Annotated in this window: 24 protein-coding genes and 1 pseudogene; 15 read left to right on the top strand and 10 right to left on the bottom strand. The window is 33.2% G+C overall.

The genetic code is table 11. From position 1 onward, the window contains the following. Positions 1-63 precede the first annotated feature (63 nt). The 3 genes from NADRNF5_RS10730 (at position 64) to NADRNF5_RS07615 (ending at position 2,917) form a co-directional block, all read left to right on the top strand. Positions 64-1,575 (top strand): sensor histidine kinase, encoded by a 1,512-nt coding sequence (locus NADRNF5_RS10730; RefSeq protein WP_160289402.1) that lies wholly within the window; start codon positions 64-66, stop codon positions 1,573-1,575. Positions 1,576-1,655: 80 nt separating this feature from the next. Beyond that, on the top strand, positions 1,656-2,018 hold the full coding sequence (locus NADRNF5_RS07620) for a response regulator (protein WP_048116917.1): 363 nt from the start codon (positions 1,656-1,658) through the stop codon (positions 2,016-2,018). Further along, positions 2,015-2,917, top strand: a complete 903-nt coding sequence (locus NADRNF5_RS07615; protein WP_052661902.1) for a sensor histidine kinase — start codon at positions 2,015-2,017, stop codon at positions 2,915-2,917. The genes NADRNF5_RS07620 and NADRNF5_RS07615 overlap by 4 nt, the downstream gene beginning before the upstream one ends. Before the next feature lie 325 nt (positions 2,918-3,242). On the opposite strand, the gene NADRNF5_RS07610 is transcribed toward NADRNF5_RS07615, so the two are convergent. Further along, positions 3,243-4,601: a pyridoxal phosphate-dependent aminotransferase gene (locus tag NADRNF5_RS07610; protein ID WP_048116913.1), complete on the bottom strand. Its 1,359-nt coding sequence runs from the start codon at positions 4,599-4,601 to the stop codon at positions 3,243-3,245. A 176-nt stretch (positions 4,602-4,777) separates the two neighbouring features. On the opposite strand from NADRNF5_RS07610, the gene NADRNF5_RS11050 reads away from it, so the two are divergent. The 6 genes and pseudogenes from NADRNF5_RS11050 to NADRNF5_RS07585 all read left to right on the top strand — a co-directional run bounded on the left by NADRNF5_RS11050 (position 4,778) and on the right by NADRNF5_RS07585 (position 8,564). After that, entirely contained in the window at positions 4,778-4,942 is a 165-nt protein-coding gene (locus tag NADRNF5_RS11050; RefSeq protein WP_237089244.1) for a CBS domain-containing protein, read from the top strand. Positions 4,943-5,095: 153 nt separating this feature from the next. Beyond that, the gene (locus NADRNF5_RS07605; protein WP_237089243.1) at positions 5,096-5,920 is read left to right on the top strand and encodes a CBS domain-containing protein; all 825 of its coding nucleotides are present in this window, start codon (positions 5,096-5,098) and stop codon (positions 5,918-5,920) included. A gap of 64 nt (positions 5,921-5,984) precedes the next feature. Continuing rightward, positions 5,985-6,404 (top strand): hypothetical protein, encoded by a 420-nt coding sequence (locus tag NADRNF5_RS07600; RefSeq protein ID WP_237089242.1) that lies wholly within the window; start codon positions 5,985-5,987, stop codon positions 6,402-6,404. A 39-nt stretch (positions 6,405-6,443) separates the two neighbouring features. Next, positions 6,444-6,971 carry a hypothetical protein gene (locus tag NADRNF5_RS07595; RefSeq protein ID WP_048116903.1) on the top strand — a complete coding sequence of 176 codons (528 nt, stop codon included), beginning with the start codon at positions 6,444-6,446 and terminating at the stop codon, positions 6,969-6,971. Positions 6,972-7,136: 165 nt separating this feature from the next. Beyond that, positions 7,137-8,108 (top strand): annotated as a pseudogene (locus NADRNF5_RS11815) (dienelactone hydrolase family protein). Positions 8,109-8,171: 63 nt separating this feature from the next. Next, positions 8,172-8,564, top strand: coding sequence for a CBS domain-containing protein (locus NADRNF5_RS07585; protein WP_048116900.1), 393 nt, complete (start codon positions 8,172-8,174; stop codon positions 8,562-8,564). Here the strand turns inward: NADRNF5_RS07585 and NADRNF5_RS07580 are convergent, their stop codons facing one another. Then, positions 8,565-8,990 (bottom strand): hypothetical protein, encoded by a 426-nt coding sequence (locus NADRNF5_RS07580; RefSeq protein WP_048116897.1) that lies wholly within the window; start codon positions 8,988-8,990, stop codon positions 8,565-8,567. Between the two features lie 48 nt (positions 8,991-9,038). On the opposite strand from NADRNF5_RS07580, the gene NADRNF5_RS07575 reads away from it, so the two are divergent. The 5 genes from NADRNF5_RS07575 to NADRNF5_RS07555 all read left to right on the top strand — a co-directional run bounded on the left by NADRNF5_RS07575 (position 9,039) and on the right by NADRNF5_RS07555 (position 12,251). Next, positions 9,039-9,593: a DNA-3-methyladenine glycosylase I gene (locus NADRNF5_RS07575; RefSeq protein WP_048116894.1), complete on the top strand. Its 555-nt coding sequence runs from the start codon at positions 9,039-9,041 to the stop codon at positions 9,591-9,593. Between the two features lie 29 nt (positions 9,594-9,622). Further along, positions 9,623-9,988, top strand: a complete 366-nt coding sequence (locus tag NADRNF5_RS07570) for a carbonic anhydrase (protein WP_048116891.1) — start codon at positions 9,623-9,625, stop codon at positions 9,986-9,988. Between the two features lie 22 nt (positions 9,989-10,010). Continuing rightward, a complete protein-coding gene (locus NADRNF5_RS07565; RefSeq protein ID WP_048116888.1) occupies positions 10,011-11,276 on the top strand; it encodes an NRAMP family divalent metal transporter in 1,266 nt (421 codons plus the stop codon). Positions 11,277-11,357: 81 nt separating this feature from the next. Then, positions 11,358-11,876: a ferritin gene (locus NADRNF5_RS07560; RefSeq protein ID WP_048116878.1), complete on the top strand. Its 519-nt coding sequence runs from the start codon at positions 11,358-11,360 to the stop codon at positions 11,874-11,876. A 42-nt stretch (positions 11,877-11,918) separates the two neighbouring features. After that, a complete protein-coding gene (locus NADRNF5_RS07555; protein WP_048116875.1) occupies positions 11,919-12,251 on the top strand; it encodes a hypothetical protein in 333 nt (110 codons plus the stop codon). Between the two features lie 146 nt (positions 12,252-12,397). Here the strand turns inward: NADRNF5_RS07555 and NADRNF5_RS11405 are convergent, their stop codons facing one another. Genes NADRNF5_RS11405 through NADRNF5_RS11400 form a run of 3 tightly spaced genes read right to left on the bottom strand, consistent with a single transcriptional unit; the run spans position 12,398 to position 13,084 of the window. Beyond that, on the bottom strand, positions 12,398-12,571 hold the full coding sequence (locus NADRNF5_RS11405) for a hypothetical protein (RefSeq protein WP_192828308.1): 174 nt from the start codon (positions 12,569-12,571) through the stop codon (positions 12,398-12,400). A gap of 34 nt (positions 12,572-12,605) precedes the next feature. Beyond that, positions 12,606-12,905 carry a hypothetical protein gene (locus NADRNF5_RS07550; protein WP_048119365.1) on the bottom strand — a complete coding sequence of 100 codons (300 nt, stop codon included), beginning with the start codon at positions 12,903-12,905 and terminating at the stop codon, positions 12,606-12,608. Positions 12,906-12,934: 29 nt separating this feature from the next. Next, positions 12,935-13,084 (bottom strand): hypothetical protein, encoded by a 150-nt coding sequence (locus tag NADRNF5_RS11400; RefSeq protein WP_192828307.1) that lies wholly within the window; start codon positions 13,082-13,084, stop codon positions 12,935-12,937. 227 nt (positions 13,085-13,311) lie between these two features. On the opposite strand from NADRNF5_RS11400, the gene NADRNF5_RS07545 reads away from it, so the two are divergent. Further along, positions 13,312-13,752, top strand: coding sequence for a pyridoxamine 5'-phosphate oxidase family protein (locus NADRNF5_RS07545; protein WP_048116872.1), 441 nt, complete (start codon positions 13,312-13,314; stop codon positions 13,750-13,752). Here NADRNF5_RS07545 and NADRNF5_RS07540 read toward each other — a convergent pair. Genes NADRNF5_RS07540 through NADRNF5_RS11630 form a run of 5 tightly spaced genes read right to left on the bottom strand, consistent with a single transcriptional unit; the run spans position 13,747 to position 18,884 of the window. Next, entirely contained in the window at positions 13,747-14,532 is a 786-nt protein-coding gene (locus tag NADRNF5_RS07540; RefSeq protein ID WP_048116869.1) for a coiled-coil domain-containing protein, read from the bottom strand. The genes NADRNF5_RS07545 and NADRNF5_RS07540 overlap by 6 nt on opposite strands. Positions 14,533-14,569: 37 nt before the next feature. Beyond that, on the bottom strand, positions 14,570-14,770 hold the full coding sequence (locus NADRNF5_RS07535) for a hypothetical protein (RefSeq protein WP_048116858.1): 201 nt from the start codon (positions 14,768-14,770) through the stop codon (positions 14,570-14,572). Between the two features lie 2 nt (positions 14,771-14,772). Continuing rightward, the gene (lysS, locus tag NADRNF5_RS07530) at positions 14,773-16,359 is read right to left on the bottom strand and encodes a lysine--tRNA ligase (RefSeq protein WP_048119362.1); all 1,587 of its coding nucleotides are present in this window, start codon (positions 16,357-16,359) and stop codon (positions 14,773-14,775) included. A gap of 5 nt (positions 16,360-16,364) precedes the next feature. Then, positions 16,365-17,951: an elongator complex protein 3 gene (locus tag NADRNF5_RS07525; RefSeq protein ID WP_048116855.1), complete on the bottom strand. Its 1,587-nt coding sequence runs from the start codon at positions 17,949-17,951 to the stop codon at positions 16,365-16,367. A gap of 57 nt (positions 17,952-18,008) precedes the next feature. Next, positions 18,009-18,884, bottom strand: a complete 876-nt coding sequence (locus NADRNF5_RS11630) for a DUF6659 family protein (RefSeq protein WP_237089240.1) — start codon at positions 18,882-18,884, stop codon at positions 18,009-18,011. Positions 18,885-18,952: the final 68 nt, after the last annotated feature.

The raw sequence follows: 18,952 nt of genomic DNA, 5'->3' as shown, positions 1-18,952 counted from the left end.
GGCGTATATGGTTTACCTATTGGAATTTCCTTTCTATTTTTGGTGGTGGCTTGGTTTTATCTCGTGATACCTGAACTTGAGTCTATACCCTCTGATTATTCCTATTATGAAGAACAAATTGGAACAAATAGATTATCTGAAAAAATTGGGGGTCCTTTATCTGAGCCATTTGTTCATCATAATATTCACACCTTAACCTTGATTGATGACTTGGGTGAAAATGTTGTGTTGGAATCAAATCTTGTAGCCACAACTGATGATGGCACAAAATTTTTAGATGAGAGAAAAACATATGAGGTTAATAAAAAACTACGTACAAATTCAGTCTCTCATGAAGGATTTTTTACATTTCCACCACATACTCAAAAGCAGGATTATTTCATGACTTTTCCTTTAGCATTTACTGATGCATTGTTTAGTTTTGATGGTGTAGATGTAAAACATGGTGTAGAAGTTTTTCGTTTTAACTGCATTTCACAACCTTATGATATAACAAATGCAATTCCAAAATTTGAAAATCAACCAATTTTTAGTTATTACACTTGTACAATTTGGGTTGAACCAATCACTGGAAAACACATTGATTTTCAATTAAATTGGGAAAGCTATTATGAATTTGATTCTAAAAAAATTCTTGTAGAGCAAGGTGGAAAAGAAACAACAGATGAATATGTCTCAATTCTTGTCTCTGATGTAAATAGAGTAAAAACATCCTATATTTTTTATGAACAAATAATGCCGCTATTCTTTTTATTTGTAAGTGTTTTTGCATTTTTGATATATTTTAGAACTAGAAGTAAGGGTGTAGAAGAAGTACAAAAAGAAAATATTATCTTATCTAAAAATATTGAAGAATTACATCAGATAGATAAAATGAAGGAAGAATTCCTCTCAATGATTTCACATGAATTAAAAACTCCACTGACACCAATTACTTTATTGGCTAGTGCATTAAAAGATGAAAAAATAATGGGTAAGTTGTCTCCAAAACAGTTTGATGCAGTCGACCGAATTTTAAGATCATCAAAAGAAATTGCCCAACTAATTGAAGATATGTTTGATGCTTACAAACTTGATCTGAAAAACATCACATATGTGAATGATGAATTTAAAATCTCTGAATTATTGAATGAGGTTACTCAATCATATGAAGAAACATGTTCACAAAATGGAATTAAATTAATTAACACTGCTCATGAAACTGGGAAAATGATTGGTGATACAAAAAGAATAAAACAAGTGTTGAATAATATGCTTAATAATTCAATTGATTTTGTTCCTAAAATTGGTGGTGAAATAGTAATCAATGCATCATTACAAAATAATTCAATTGTTTTTTCTGTACGTGATAATGGTATTGGAATTTCAAAGGAAAATCAGGAACGCCTTTTTAGTAAATTTTACCAAGTAGATACTTCAGTTACAAGAAAGCATGGGGGTTCTGGATTGGGTCTTACCATATGTCATGGATTGGTAACTGGCATGGGAGGAAAAATTTGGGTTGAAAGTGATTTGGGAAGAGGTACTACTTTTTACTTTTCCTTGCCCAAAAATCCTAACGATGTAAAAAATTAGTATATTGTTGACGAAGAATTTTGTTAAAAATTCTTCAAAATATAATATTTTGTTAAATATTATGGTTTTTTTAAAATAACATGAAAATACTTACTATTGATGATAATCAAGACATTACGGAATTACTAACTATTACATTGACTGCTATGGGGCATGAAGTAACATCCTCTAACACCGGCCAAGAAGGTTTGAAACTATTAACAAATAACAGATACGATGTTGTTTTGTTAGATCTTGCGATGCCTGATTTTTCAGGACGGGATGTAATAAACAAACTTGAAACTATGGGGAATCTTAAAGATTTTAACATTGTAATATTTACTGCTTCGTCAATCAATGATTCTGAGATAGAATCTTTAATCAAAAAAGGCGTATGTGGAATCATTCGTAAGCCTATTGAAGTTGATCAACTTGAAAAGGAAATATCTAAACTAGCATCTTGAAAAATTCTCCATCCTCTAACACTTCTTCTTTAACTGGTAATCAAGAAATTGATTTACTGCTAACAAATCTAAGTAACACGTTTAACAACTCAGAAGAATTAGAAAATTTAAAACACCTTTTTGCATCTGAAATCAAAAATCACCTTCAAGTCAAATTAATGAACAAAAAATTATTTAATATGTACTCTTCTAAGCTTGATGAAATAGAGCAATTAAATTCTAATTTGTCTGTAGAAATTGAAAAAAAGGTCAAAGAACTTATAATTGCCGAAAAATTTTCAAATATTGGAAAACTTACTTCAGTTCTGGCACATGATATTCGAAACCCATTAGCTGTTTTACAGGCAATCGTCACAAATTTGGAAATGAAAGACAAAGATGACAAAAAATATGCTTCTGAGGTAAAACGATTGTATGCTACTATAGATAGAATTAATGAACAAATTACTGATACTTTGAATTATCTTAAAGATACTGAGCTTGTATTAAACACAATTTCACTTCAAACTTGTATAAATGAAGCCATTTCCATAGTCAAAATTCCAGAAGAAATACGAGTAAAAGTTTCTCAAAATGATGAAACCATTAATGGTGATTTTCATAAACTAGAAATGGTTTTTTCTAATCTGATTAAAAATTCTATAGATTCTATTGGAGATAAATCTGGTGAAATTAGTATAGATATATCCAATGACGAAACTGACATAAGCGTAATTATTTATGATTCAGGTCCTGCATTGTCTGATTTGAATAAAATTTTTGAGCCTCTTTTTACTACAAAAACAACTGGTACAGGTTTGGGTCTGCCAAGCTGCAAATCAATAATTGAATTACATGGAGGAACTATAACTGCAAGTAATGATCCAAAAAAATTTATTATAACATTACCACAAATCTAGGAAATAGATTATGATGTAAAATCATTATTTTACTTCAAATGTATTTAGAAATTTTGTATTTTGATATGGATGAAAAATTTACCTAAAGGATGTTAGCTTACATCAAACACACATCATTCTATAGTTTATTTTATTTCATCAGATTTGTGAAAAAAGTCTATTTCTTTGAATCAAACCCTGAACCAAGAGTTTGGGAAAAACTAGTTGAGAAAATCGATGATGAATATGTCTCTGATTCTCCTTGGGAATTACATGAATAATTGCCAAAATCTATCAAGAAAATAGTCATTAAATATTTTAACTAAATTTTTAATTTAATGTAATTTTAATTTGGTATTGTAAATTCTTCATATTTGCATTCGATTCTGGACTTTGCATTCCTTGTTAGATGCTCAAAGTACAATTCTATCATGTCTAATCCGGAGACTATTCTTGGGGCATTATCTCGTACAAACTCTATTCTATCTGAATTTGTTTTTGGAGGATCACTCAAATAGTTTTCAAATGCCTGCTTACCATTATAGTCTACAAACGCCATTCGTGCACTAAAGTCGGTTCTCTCTAAAACAAGCGTGTCGCCACCCACAATTGCTGTGTGGTATGGATGCTGAATTAATGATTCAGAGAATTTCTGTGAAGTTTGAATGTTTGATCTTTCAAACTCTTCTTTTAAGTGATTAAAATCTGCAAGAAGATAAAATGTAGCTTGTGGTTTTGTAGATTTTATTCCTGGAATACTCTTTAAACCATGGTAAGTGTATTCTCCCATTATTTCATGAATCTTTCTTGTAATGTTGAGATACTCATCCATCTCTTTACTAAATTGAAATCCTTCTACTGCAGCATGCTGAATTGGTGTGGATACTGAAGTATACTCTGTAGCTTGAATTTTTTTGAATTGAATTCTTACATCTTTTGCATTTTCTGGAAAAATCACATATCCTATTCTATATCCTCCTGCCGAATGGGATTTTGATAAACCGTTTGTCACAAATGTCCCTTCTGGGTAAATTTTTCCCATGGTGACAAATTTTGAAAAATCATATGTTGTTTGGGCATAAATTTCATCAGAAATTACTACGATGTTCTGCTCTCTGCATACTTCGGCAATTTCTTCTAATTCTAATTTATCATACAAAAGACCTGTCGGGTTATTTGGATTATTCAGTATCAGAATTTTTTGCCTGTCTTGCAATCTTAAAGATAATTTTCTCAAGTCATGCGGTTTGATCTTTTTATTTACGCCTGTTGGCAACATGTGGTAATTTTTTTTCAGGAATCTGATTTGTGGAAGATATCCCAACCATGCAGGTGTTGGTAAAATTACTGTACCGTGCAATATCTCTAAAAGATTGAATAGTATTTCTTTTGTTCCGGGGCCGACATAGATTCGCTTTGGATCAACATCTACATGAAAATAATATTTACTATATTCTGAAATGGCATTGCATAGCTCATTAATTCCTTGAATGGGTGCATATGCCCCCTTGCCTACATTTTTGATTAGTGCCTTTTGAATTGGATTGGGTACATGAAATGGTGATTGGCCAAATGCAAAACCATAGAATCCAAAACTGCACTCTGGACTGGGGCAATCAGAATGAAATTCCTGCAAAAATGTATTTAGCTTGAGATTCTCTGGCATCTCTATATCTTGTACTTGCTGGTCAATTACAAATTTCAATTACTTGAAATATTCTGCTATTTGACAAAAGCACCTGTGTGATTGAAATGAACACCAGTCTAGAATTTAGTCTTGATGATTACATGTAGCACTCTGTTCATAATTAAATGACATTGATATTCTCAGTCTTAATATTTTATTGCTACTTGATATAACAAAATGAACAAAAATATTTCATGACAAAGAGACAACCAAAAGTTCTTGTAAATATCCCAGTACCGCTAACATCTATCATAAAACAACCCATCTCTATTCCTCCTAATACTATTATTCTTGACGCACGAGATATTTTGATTCGCCATAAAATTGGAAGACTCCCAGTGGTTCGTGGAAAAAAATAGTGGGCATAGTTACAAAATCTGACATTGTAAATGTACTTACATCTAAAGGAAAACTTTGAAATTTTATAGTTTGATTTTCATGGGTGGGAATTTGGCTTGAGCTATTAATAACTCTCGTATTTTTTCAAATTGTTGAAGCACGCAAAAGATTTCATGAATACTCCTAGGACTATAAAGTATGAATCCAGCTTGGCAGATGTTTTAAAAAAAATAATTGATGAAAAGAAAAGTCGACTTTTGGTCACAGAAGATGGAAAAATTACAGGACTTGTGTCTGAAAAAGACTTGGGAATTTTCCTCTTAACTGATGCTACTGAAAGAACTCTTGATGAAATCCCGCTATCTGAAATAATTAAAAAAATAATCAGCGTTGATGAAAATACTGGAATTGATAAATGCGCTCAATTGATGATGACCAATGAAATAGGCTCTTTGGTTTTAACTCGCAATGATGAAGTTGTTGGGATTATTACAAAGACAGATCTAGTTCGTTATTTCACTAAAATAGATTCCCAAAAAATTGTAGGTGAATACATGTCTCCGTATTATGCTTGGCAATACTCTGATACTCCTCTATACAAGGTGGTTCTGAAAATGATTGATGAAAAAATTTCCAGAGTTATTCTGCGTGATCATGAAGAGTCCCCTGTTGGAATTGTCACATTCAGGGATTTGTTTAATTTGGCATTGTCTCTGGGCGACAAAGAAGACGTGCTAGATAATACTGATCCACTGATATCTGTAATATTTCCCAGAAAAGGATTCATTTCTGATTCTGGATTTGGCGGTAGTACAAAAATTAATGAAATAATGAGTAAAGATATTGTTTCTGTAAACTATGATGATGATTTGATAAAGACTGCAAAACTTCTTTTGGAGAAAAATATCAATGGTGCAGCAGTCCTATCAGGACATGGAAATATCATAGGAATTATTAGTAAAACAGACATTGTAAAGGCGCTGGCCTTTTTGCTATGATGGAATACTTTACAAAAGAATATCTTTTCCAAAGGCTTAATTTTGTATGTGGTGGGAGTAGCTTATGATAAACCCTGAATTGATGAGACTGCTTGAAACAAGTGATGTTTTAGATGTGTTAGGTGATGCTGTATCATACCAGCTACAAAAAATTCACAATGTTCAGCGAACTAATGAGGGTAGAGATTGGTATGATGAACTACCGAAAATTGTAAAGGGTAAATTCGATAGTTACCGTGAAGATTATGAGCATCTATCTAGAATACTAAAACTAGAACCAGAGCAGATTAAGACTGAGATGAACAAGGGCTATTACTATTGGAGATTGCTGCGCTCAGCATGTCATACATATCGAAATGATCTGATAGAATATGATCAGCAATTGAGTCAAGAATTTAATCTACAGGTGACTGAAGCTATTTCAGATAATGCAGTCCTAAATGATTGCATTGAGGTTTTAGACCAACACGCAATTGAAAAATAGACTTTGAATCTTTTTATGAGAATACATTGAGAAAATATCATGGAAATAAAATCTGAAAAATCAATTAAAGAATATCTAAAGACACTATCTGATGATGTAATAATCAAATATTATCTTGATGTGGAGTATAGTCCATTTCCTGTTTTAATTATTGAAGAATATACTAGACGATTCAAACGTAAAACTAAAGATGAGATAATAAAAGATCTAAAAACACAAGCTCATCATGCAAAGAAAAAAACTCAAAAATTTGGCAGGATGGCAAAAAAACACCAGTTTGTAGATGAAGCAACCAAACAAAAATCTGAAGAAATCATTAACCAAGCAAAGAAAAAGGGCTATGAAATCAGCGAAAAAATTGCTTACAAGGGTGGAATTTTGGGCTCTAGACTAAAAAAAGGAACAAAGTCGGGAATCAAATCTGGAATGAATGTTGGAAAGAATCTAAAATCCTCTTCAAATGATGGGTTGGAATTATTATCAAAATTGGGCGATTTACAAAAGGCAGGTATTATCACAAAGAAAGAATTTCAAGAAAAAAAGAAAAAAATACTCTCTAAAATTTAGTCTTGCTTTATTTCTAAAATGTGAAAATCGTTTAAATTCTGTTTTTTGATTAAGATAATCGTGAAAAAATTTCTTTTTGTATCTTCTGTGTTTCTCCTTTTTGTAATTGGGTTTTCATCACCTGCATTTGCAGAGCAGGCATCTGGAAAACCTGCATGGGAAGTAATGTCTGATAAGGTATGTGGGGACAAATTATGCTCTGAGGTTTATTCTCCAAATGAAACAGTTACCCCATCTTCGATTGCCTATTTTCCACCGCCGCTAAAACAAATATCTCAAGGAACTGATCCATCACATGTAACATGCACTGAAGGAAAAGAACTTGTCCTAAAACAATCAAGTGGATTGCCTGCATGTGTGAATTTCTCAAGCGTTGAAAAATTAATCTCACGTGGTTGGGCTATCCATGTATTACCTGATTACATCAATGAAAATAATAACTCTGAAATTTTTACCGTTGGAGAATATATCACAGAGTCTGAGAACGTAACATACTTTGATGATGTTGTTGGTTACTTGGCAAAACCTGTAGATGATGGAAACTATCCTGGTATAGTTATGATTCATGAATGGTGGGGGTTAAATGATAACATCAAAGAGATGGCTGACAAACTTGCGTCTCATGGTTATGTTGTTTTGGCAGTTGATCTCTATGAGGGAAATATTGCAACCACTTCTGAGCAAGCAAGAGTGTTAGTAACTTCCTATGATTCAGAACGGGGAGTTGAAAATATGAATTCTGCAACAGAATTCATAAATCAAAATTATTCTTCAGAAAAAATTGGCTCTATTGGTTGGTGTTTTGGAGGTGGACAATCCCTTAATCTAGCACTACACAATAGTGAAGTGGATGCAACTGTGATTTATTACGGCAGTCTTGTTACTGATTCTGAAAGACTCTCTTCTATTGATTGACCCGTACTTGGAATATTTGCAGAATTAGATAAAGGAATAACTGTAGATTCTGTAAATGCCTTTGAATCCTCACTAAATGAGTTGGGCATACAAAATGAGATTGAAATCTATTCTGGAGTTGATCATGCCTTTGCAAACCCCTCTGGTGAAAGATTTGCACCTGATGCATCACAAGATGCATGGGAAAAAACTATTGTCTTTTTAGAAGCAAATCTGCAATAAATCCCGCATAACTGGGCTCATTTTTTATGAATTTCTTAAATATTATAATCTATGAGTCTAGTCATGAGTCAACAAGATTTCAACTCTGTCCTGATTCAAAATGTGATGACTAGGGCAATGATTACAGTAAATCCTGCAACAACTGCCAAACAAATTGCAAAAATGATGGAACAAGGTGGAATAGGTGCCATATTTGTCAAAGAAAATGACAATCCTGTGGGAATTGTAACTGATAGAGACTTTGCAACAAAAATTGCAGCAAATGGTCTTTCTCTTGAAACTCCTGCTGCAAAAATAATGTCTTCCCCATTAATTACGATAAATCATAATGAGCCAATTTCTGCTGCTGCAGAAAGAATGACTGAGAAAAAAATTCGAAAACTTGCAGTAACTGATAATGGAAAGATTGTTGGTATTATTACATCAACAGACTTGGTAACTCAGCTGGCAAAGTAACTAAAACGTTCTAGTCTTTCTAAGAAAAATTGTCACTGATACCATGTAGAATGCAGTAGCTATGACTTCAGAAATAATTGATGCAATGTATGGCTCTATTCCAATTTCAAGAAAATAAAATAGTGTAGGCCATCTGATTCCTAAATACACAATCTCTCCTAATCCAAATGATGAAATTAATGCAAATAATTCTTTTTTAATTAAATTTGATTTCATTCCTCGATATCGATCAATATTGTCCCAATAGAACAAACTAGAAAATATTCCAAAATACACAATATACCCAATAATGATTGTGATTGTTGTGTTTAGATAATTATCGTAATCTGATAATAATTGGGCGGCAATTGCAGAAAGTGTTGCTGATGCAATAAAACAAATCAAAAAATTTCTATTAATTTGCAGTAACTGGTGGTTTAACTTCATGAAAATTTTGTAAGATAACTAATATTTTGTGTTAACTCTTAACTAATAATGAAAAAAAGGTGTGAATGGGCAAAAGACGAGCCTAACACAACCTATCATGATGTTGAATGGGGAAAACCACAGCATGATGATCGTAAATTATTTGAGTTTCTGGTATTGGAGGGGGCCCAAGCTGGTCTATCTTGGACTACTATTCTCAAGCGAAGAGATGGATACAGGAAGGCATTCTCAGATTTTGATGCCCGCAAAGTTTCAAAATACAATCAAAAACAAATAGAAAAACTGCTCAAAGACGAATCCATTATTCGAAACAAACTCAAGATAAACTCTGCAATTAATAATGCCAAACAGTTTCTAAAAATTCAGGAAGAATTTGGCTCATTTGATAAATATCTCTGGGGATTTGTAAACCACAAACCAATCAAAAATAAATTCAAAAAACACTCTGATTTGCCAGCATCCACTGAAATTTCAGAAAAACTAAGCCTCGATCTTAAAAAACGTGGCTTTAATTTTGTGGGGCCCACTATTTGCTATGCGCTAATGCAGGCAATTGGGATGGTAAACGACCATACCTCTGAATGCTATCTGTATCAAAAATAATTTTTAAGGTAGTATGATTTGCTTTAATCATGGCTGAAGGAAAATTTGCAACATCTGTATCCTGTATGGATGGACGAATTCAAATTCCATTAAACAAATGGATTAAAGAAAATTATTCTGCAGACTATGTAGATACCATAACTGAACCAGGTGTGGACAAAAACATAACACAAGTCATTGAATCAATTAAAACCAAAGTTGGCATATCAATTAATGCCCACAAATCTGAATTGATTGTAGTGTCAGGTCACTATGATTGCGCTGCAAATCCTGTATCTGATGAAGAACACATTGCTCAAATAAAAAATGCAGTTGAAGTTATTTCTTCATGGAATTTGGGTGCCAAAGTCATTGGTGTTTGGGTTGATGGTTCCTGGAATATTGTGCCTGTTTAGATTTTAGGCCATTTGGGACACCATGAATGAGAGATTATCTCAGTTTTCAAAGACTGCAGGACCCGGAATTTTATTTGCATGCACTGCAATCGGTGTATCCCATTTAGTGCAATCAACAAGGGCTGGTGCTGATTTTGGTTTACTGATTTTGGGATTTGTAATTTTGGTGCTTTTACTAAAGTATCCTTTCTTTGAGTATGGTTCTCGTTATGCAAACTCTACGCAAACAAGTATTATTGATGGCTACAAGAAACTTGGCAAACCTGCATTGTGGTTGTATTTTCTACTAACAATCTCATCAATGTTCTTTGTTACAGGTGCAGTGGGATTTGTCACTGCTGGATTTTTTGAGAATTTATTTGGAATAGATTTTCTTGGAGAATGGACTGTAATTATTTTATTTGCAGTGTGTGTTGGAACCTTAGCAATAGGAAAATACAATGTACTTGATAGCCTAATTAAGATTATTGCAATTGTCTTGTTGATTTCAACAATATCTGCATTTTTGTTTGCATTGTATAATGGGCCTATAGATCCAGTAATTGGGTTTGAGCCAAAAGAACTTTGGAATATTACTGGAATCTTCTTCTTACTTGCATTAATGGGGTGGATGCCAACAGCTGTTGATCTTTCAAGCTGGAATAGTTTGTGGACTTTGGAGCGAATAAAACAAACAAGCTATAAACCAAAACTAAAAGAAACACTACTTGAATTTCGTTTAGCCTATATCATTACTAGTATTCTTGCAGTAATGTTTGTGGTACTTGGTTCTTTTATCTTCTATGGTTCTGGTGAAGAACTACCAAACAATAACTCTCATTTTGCAAACAAAGTTGTAACACTATACACTGAAACTATTGGTGATTGGAGCTACATCATAATTGCAGCATCTGCATTTACTGTAATGTTTGGAACAATCATTGCAGTACTCGATGGATATTCAAGGTCATTGCAGAGAACAGTGGAGTTGATTTTTACCAAAAAAGAGGACAAAATACGCACAAAATTTCGCACATTTTATGTAATTTTCTTAATTGTAATATCTACTGGCGCCCTTGTGGTGATATTTCAATTTGGAAGTAATCTCAAGGAATTAGTTGACTTTGCAACTGTTTTGTCATTTGTAATAGCGCCAATAATTGCAATTTTTAATTTTAGATTAGTTACCGGTAAATATCTTGAAAAAGAGCACCAGCCATCTACTTTGTTGAAAATTTTGAGTTTTTCGGGAATAGTTTTTCTGAGCGGATTTGCAATCTTCTTTTTATTTATAAAATTTTTACAATAATGAGTTGTGTGCAAGGAACTAGTCTCTCTTTGCGCTTTAGCAAGTTTTTTTAATAGAAAAAACCATGTAATTTTGTTAGTCATGAAAATCTCACCCAAAATGAAAAAAGCACTAAATGATCAAATTGTATTAGAAGCCTTTGCATCAAACAGTTATCTTGCAATGGCATCCTGGTGTGAAGTTACAGGGTATCAGGGAGCAGCAAATTACTTTTACGCACAATCTGATGAGGAACGAACTCATATGCTCAAATTCGTTCATTTTCTAAATGATCTTGGAGCAACTGCAACAATTCCTGCAATCAAAGCACCAGTTAGTTCATACAAATCACTTGAAGCACTTATCAAAACTGCACTGAAAAGTGAGCAAACAGTAACTGCTGCAATTCACAAAATGGTGGAGATTGCACAAAAAGAAAAGGATCACTCTACATATGCATTCCTAGAATGGTTCGTAAATGAACAAGTTCAAGAAGAAACAAAATTTGAAACAATTCTACAAAAGTTTGATCTTCTTGGAAGAGATAAACTAGGAATTAATGAAATTGACAAATATCTTGCAGCAGAAACAGTGGCACCAGAAGCTGATCCTGCAGCATAGGATCTCTAAAATAATTAATATCACTTTATTTCAAATTCCTTCATGACCGTTAGTGTAACCCGAAAACCTGGTGGAATAACACAACTATTCAACACTGAAACTGGAAGAGTGACGTACAAATGCAAAGCCGATTCTTCATACATGCTAATTGAGGCATTTGGGGGGATTGTGCAATTTAACCAAAAAGGCGCAATCGCCACTGTAACTGGTCATATCACATCCATGGAATCATGTGATGTTCTCAAAAAAGGTCATCCGAATTATCGAGAAGCTTTGAATGCAATCATTTCAGCACACAAAGAGTTTGCACAAAATGTTTCTGACTTGTATCAAAAAGAGATTAAAGAACTTGAAAACAAGTTAGCCGATATTTAATGTTCAAATTTTTCACACTTACATCCTCTTACTAGACATTTTCCATCTATATCTGCGTGAATGGAATTATCATGATAACATCCAATTTTTTTATTATTGCAATTCATATCAATTTGTTTTATTCTTAAACCGATTAACTTGTCTTTCTATCCGTAAATCATACAGTGCTCGCATTCGCAAACATCTTGTTCTTTTGCTTTTTTCAGACATTTTTTGTGTTGACCTGCTTGGCATTGCACACATACCTCATCTATGTTATCTACCTTGGTGTATTTTTTTGATTGGTCAAATCCAAATCCTCCATCTTGTGGTCCTACCATGATATTGAATGAATGATGTCCTATTTCTACTTCACTAATTGATTGCAGCCTTTATTGCATCATGCAATTCCATTTTCCGTGTTTCAATTATTCCTCTAATTTCAAATGTGTCTACGTAACCTCCAGCTGAGGCTCGTGTGGCTTTAAGCAAATAATGTAATGCGCCTTCTTCAATTTTTCCTACGTAATACCCATAAAGAAAATCAAGTTCGTCATTGCACTTCCAAATTTGTCTGATGTTTGGAAATGTCTGTTTTATTTCAGTTGGAATTTCTAAAATCCTTCTTTTGATATATTCGTCAAGTGATTTTCTAATTGATGAATTCTGAAGCACTTCTAAATTCAATTGATATTACTTGCTTTTTAGTCCTTTTTCTTGCCCTTTGTTTTTTCATTATCTGGATTATCCCACATATGCATAGTTCCTCTAATCATAAATGACCCTACAATAATTGCTACCAACCCTCCAACTATAAACATAAAAAATCCTCCAATATCTTTGATACTTGCCAATATTGGTATTTTGTAATCAGTCTAATTAAATTGTCTAAAAAAATTCAATTAGATTCAATAATGAGTTTAGATATTTCTATTATATGTCCAAAATTAAACAAATTGCCGCTTGGATTGGAATTATTGGAGGGGGAATTGCGTTTTTCTTCTTTTCAATAGAAATGGCTGAATTCATGCGATAATTTTCAAAACTAAATACATTATATCTATTCAGAGTAACAGTCTTTGTGATTACACAAGAAATTAAGGAATTTTTAGACCTTCAAAAGCTTGGATATGTTGCTACAGTAAACTCTGATGGGACTCCAAATCTTTCACCCAAGGGAACTATTATTGGATGGACTGACAAAACACTGGCTTTTGCTGATATACGCTCACCTGACACAATGAATAATTTACAGACAAACCCTAATGTGGAGATTAATGTGATAGATCCTCTGCTTAGAAAGGGGTATCTGTTTAAGGGCGAGGCTCAAATTATCAAAGACAAGTCTCTCTTTGAGAAAATCCTCAATCATTATAGAGATAATGGTGTCAAGAGCCCAATCAATTCAATAGTTCTAGTAAAAGTCACTGATGTTTCTAATGTTATATCCCCCTTGTATGATATGGGAGTTTCAGAGCAAGAAATCAAATCAAAATGGAAAAAACATTTTGCAAATTTATGATTCTTCTAGTTTTTTAGACAATGCTTTGATTTCATCTAATTCTTTTTTTGTCTCTTGATGGTCTTCTCTTTCTTTCTCTAAAAGCAGTTGAACTGTTTCTAATTCTTTTTCTGTCATACTAAGTTTTGATTTTAAAGATCCTACTACTGCACTTGCAGCTTCTATGATTCCTGCAGAACTCTTGTCATTTGCTTTTTCACCTACAATGAATTCTTTTTCTTTAGGTGTTAAAACTTCAGTATCTTGGAATTGATCTTTTTTGTTTAGTTCTTCTTTTGCATTATACAATCTTGAATTTGCTTCGTCTAATTCCTTTTGAGCATCAATTTGTTGTTTTCTTATGTTGTGTAGTTCTACTTTACTTTGTTCAATTTCATCTTTTATCTCGTCTTGTTTTTTTGTAAATTCTGCTAATTCTTCTTTTAATTTCTCTAAATTCTCTTCTGTCTGTTTGAACTCTTCAATTGATTTTGAATCTTTGATTTTTTCTGCATTTTTTATTCTTTCATCCATTTCTTTGCATTCTCTTTGAATGATGTCATGCTCCATCTTTTTTTGATTAAGTTCTTTCTTGACAAGCATTAAATTTCCGACTGTAGAATCATACTCTTTTTTTACTGATTGAATTTTTTCGGTAATCGAATCAAGTTCTGCCTGTTTTGCTCTGTATTCTTGCTGTAACTTTTCTACTTCGGATTCTAATTCCTCTTTTAGTACATACTCTTCACTGTTTTGAGATATTGTCTCTGCTTCTTCTTTTTTCTTACCAAAAAGCCCCATGATACTCAACCATTATTTCCAAGAGATGAACGTTTCTTTATTCCTTCTTTACTCGTGTCCTGATAAATTTCAGATAAAATCCAATTCCTCCAATAATCAAGCCTCCAAATAAGCCCATTATGCCTAATTCTGGCATTTCTGGATAGATATTGGGTGCCAGAAATAGCATTAATGCCCCTAAAATTATCAAGGCAAATCCACCACTGTTTTTTGATTTATTGTGATCAGCGTGAACCATTACTAAACATACTCTGACAGTGTTTTTGCAACTTGCTTTCTTCCAATGTCTGAAATGAATGGTCCTATTTTTGGTCCTCTTGATGTTCCGAGAATTATTTGGTATAATATTTTAAAGAAATCTTTTGGTTGAACATCGTTTGATTTTGCAATTTGATATATTGTATTTTGAATATCTTCTGGTTCCTCTTCTGCACCAAGTGCATCGACTAAAATCTTTAGTGCTTTTCTTGCAGTGTCATCTAAATCAACTTGAATCTTTTCTTGCTCATCAAACTCATTTGAATAATTCCCTGCAAGCTCTATGAGTTTCTCTATTTCAGGTTCAGGGTTTTTGATTACTCCATAGTCTAGTAATTTTTTCATTACTCTTTCAGATCTATTTTCCTTGAATATTTTTGCAAGTTCAACTAATAGTCTATAGTTTACATGTGTGGTTGATTGTTTTGGGGGATTGAGGAGATTGACATACTCGTAGAGCCCCTTTGATTTTGTAAGTTTTGCTTTATTGTCTACTTTGATTCGTCCAAAGTAAATGTCTTCTAATTCATTGTACTCAGTCATTAGTGATGGTATATCTTCAAATCCTAATTCCCTTGCACCTGTGATTCTTTTGTATAGTAATAATAGAATTGATTTGGGACTGCCAAACTCTAACCATTTTTGTGCTGTAATTACATTTCCAAGAGATTTTGAAATTTTCTTTCCCCCTTTGTCTAAGAACATTTCATATTTTACATGATGTGGATGTGGGAATCCTAAAATTTCATCTGCAACCCAATCATTTACTTTTACTGAATCCATGATGTCTTTTCCATATGCCTCAAATCTGATATCAAATGCAGCCCATCTTGCAGCAAATTCTACTTTCCATGCTAGTTTTCCAAGGTCTTTTGTAATGTCTGCCTCCCCCTGATGATCACACCCTTTGATCATTTTTGAGCCAATTTCTGCATCATGGCAATGATATTTTACTTTCTTCTCATCTGCAATGTATTCTGTAGCTTCTGCTGTGTAGAGGCGATTACAATTTGCACAAACTGGAAAATATGGTAGGTATTTTTGATATTTCTCTTGTCCTACAAGCTCTGATATCTTATCTCCAATCTTTGTACTGTTTTGTAATATTGTATGGATTTGCTCTTGTAGTAATCCTTTCTTGTAGGTATCAACTGCTCTTCTAAATTCATATTTTATTCCAACTTTGTCTAGTCCATCTAAAAGAATGCTGCTCATATGCATACCATAAGAGTCGTGACATCCATAAGGATCAGGAATTAGCGATACTGGCTTTGCTAAATGTTCTTCAAGAGAATCAGGAAATCCTTCAGGAATTTTTCTTAATCCGTCAAGATCATCTGAATATGCAATTAAATCTGATTTGTAACCGAAATTCTCTAGTGCAAGTTTAACCCCGTAAGCTCTTACTGCATCTCCTAGACTTCCGATGTGTGGGACACCTGATGCTCCGAGACCACTTTCTACTCTAATGATATCTAGATTTCTTCCAAGTGATTTTTCACGTTCAAGTAATTCTGATGCTAGCTTATCTATCCAGGTCCCTTTACCAATAATTTCTTGTTCTGACATTTCCACTAATTCAATGTCTTGGACATGTATGGCCCATATAACGAATACCCTAACTTTTGATAATATTCTCTTGTACCAACTGCACTGATTACTAGAATCTTCTTTGCATCAAACTCTTCTTTGGATATTTTCTCAGCTTCTCGCATTAGGTTTTTCCCAAGACCTGAGTGCTGTATTTCATTTTCTTCTTTTTCTCCAAGCTTTAATGACTTCCCATAAACGTGAATTTCTCTTACGATACAACTGTTCTTGCCAACTTCGTCTCTGTGAGCCTCACTGCTTGGTTTTCTCAATCTCAAAAATCCGTAAATTGACTCATTTTTATCCTCATAAGATAGGAACACTTCTTTTCCTCCTGATGAATCATAATCGATTCTCTTTAGTTTCACATCATTTGGGTCTGATTTTTTGTTTGATAGTCCCGCTTCCCTGCACCTAATACACTTGCATGACAGTCCTTGTTTTGCTAGATTCTGGTGGACAATTTGTCTTAGGTTGCCTGATTTTGGTCCTGCAATGATTTCTTTTGGGGATATTTCTCTTTGTATCCTCATTATTCTGACCCATTTTGGAACATTCTTTTTTACTTCTGTTAAAACTTTGATCATATCTTCATCTGAATATGGAATGTATTTTCCTTGTTTGTATTCTTCATAGAGTGGAGTATTCTCAATAACTAATGATGGGTAAATTTTGAGCATATCTGGACGTAGTTGTGAATCTGCAAATAGTTTTTTAAAATCTGCAATGTCTCCTTCTGGGGTCATTGTAGGCAACCCTGGCATCATATGTGCCACAATTTTGTAGCCTGCATCTTTTGAAATTTGAAATGACTCTACTACATCTTTGTAATTGTGCCCCCTGTTCACTATTTCATAAACTCGTTCCTGTAGTGATTGTACTCCTATCTCTATTCTTGTAATTCCATAGTTTAACATTAAATCTACATGTTCTTTTTTACAATAATCTGGCTTTGTTTCAATTGTAAATCCTACATTTCTAATTGCAGCATGTTCGTTATTTGATTTGGCCTCATCCAAAGTTTCTGAATCTGTACCATTTAGTGCATCATAACATGATTTTATGAAATTTTCTTGATAGTCTCTTGGCATGAAAAGAAAAGTTCCACCAACAATCACCACTTCCATTTTGGATGGGTCATGTCCAAAAGCAATTAGTTTTTTAATTTTTGAAGTGATTTGTAATTTAGGATCAAACTCGTTTTCAATTGCATTAAGTGATGATGGTTCTTTTCCTGTGTAACTATTTGGAGAATTATACTCTATACCACCTGGACAATATGTACATCTGCCATGTGGGCATGCATATGGTTTAGGCATCAATGCAACAACTGATACTCCTGATGCAGTCTTTGCTGGTTTTCTTAGCAATACTTTTCTTAATTTGTTAAAATCTGATTCTTTAGCCATTGATAGAATTTCATAATTTCTTGGAATTCTTTCTAGGGCATATTTTGTACAAATTTTTATGATTTCCTCTTTCACTTGTTTCTTACTTGGTTCATTGATTGTTAGAAGATTCTGAGTAATTTCACTACATGCCTTTGATAATACTGGGTCTAGATTACTCATGGTTTACTCATCTTAATTTGGACATAAATTCGTTAAATAATTTGGCTTATTTGCTGTCTATTTTCTTTTGTTTGTTTTTCTTTTAGGTTTGGCAGTCTTTCTAGCTGGTTTTCTCTTTACTACCTTTTTCTTTGCAGCAGTCTTTCTAGCTGGTTTTCTCTTTACTACCTTTTTCTTTGCAGCAGTCTTTCTAGCTGGTTTTCTCTTTACTACCTTTTTCTTTGCAGCAGTCTTTCTAGCTGGTTTTCTCTTTACTACCTTTTTCTTTGCAGCAGACTTTCTAGCTGGTTTTCTCTTTACTACCTTTTTCTTTGCAGCAGTCTTTCTAGCTGGTTTTCTCTTTACTACCTTTTTCTTTGCAGCAGTCTTTCTAGCTGGTTTTCTCTTTACTATCTTTTTCTTTGCAGCAGTCTTTCTAGCTGGTTTTCTCTTTACTACCTCTTTCTTTGCAGCAGTCTTTCTAGCTGGTTTTCTCTTTACTACCTTTTTCTTTGCAGCAGTCTTGATTTCTTTGAGATTTTTTAATTTCTCGATCTCATTTTTTATCACGTTCATCTCCTCGCGAATATATTTTTGAGGATCTAATTTTGAATAAACAAATTCTACAATTTTAAAATAATCTACTCCTTTATCTGTACGGACTAAAAACAATTCATTGGAATTTATTGGAATGCTGATGATTGCAACTTTTTCAAATTCTGTAATTGCAGATCTTTCTTTGCCTATTCTGTAAGTCAAATTAGTGTAGATGTCTCTTTTTTGCAAAGCGTAATGAATTGACATCTTACTATTGTCACCGACGAGTAATTGCTCCACATTTTCTTTATGTCCTCCAGCAACAATTTCCCCTTTGACATTTACAACTGCCGCAAATTTTACCTGTGGTTGCAAATTTAGAACTTGTTTTGTTAAATCGTTGTAATTAGCAGCCAACTTTTTCACCACATCTTTTCTCAAAGAACATACTTTGCGATAAAGAATTTTCTATATAATCTAAGGTA

The sequence above is a fragment of the Nitrosopumilus adriaticus genome, from assembly GCF_000956175.1.
GTDB lineage: Archaea > Thermoproteota > Nitrososphaeria > Nitrososphaerales > Nitrosopumilaceae > Nitrosopumilus > Nitrosopumilus adriaticus.
The sequence above is the reverse complement of the archived record's forward strand: the minus strand, read 5'-3'. Positions and strand labels throughout refer to the sequence as shown.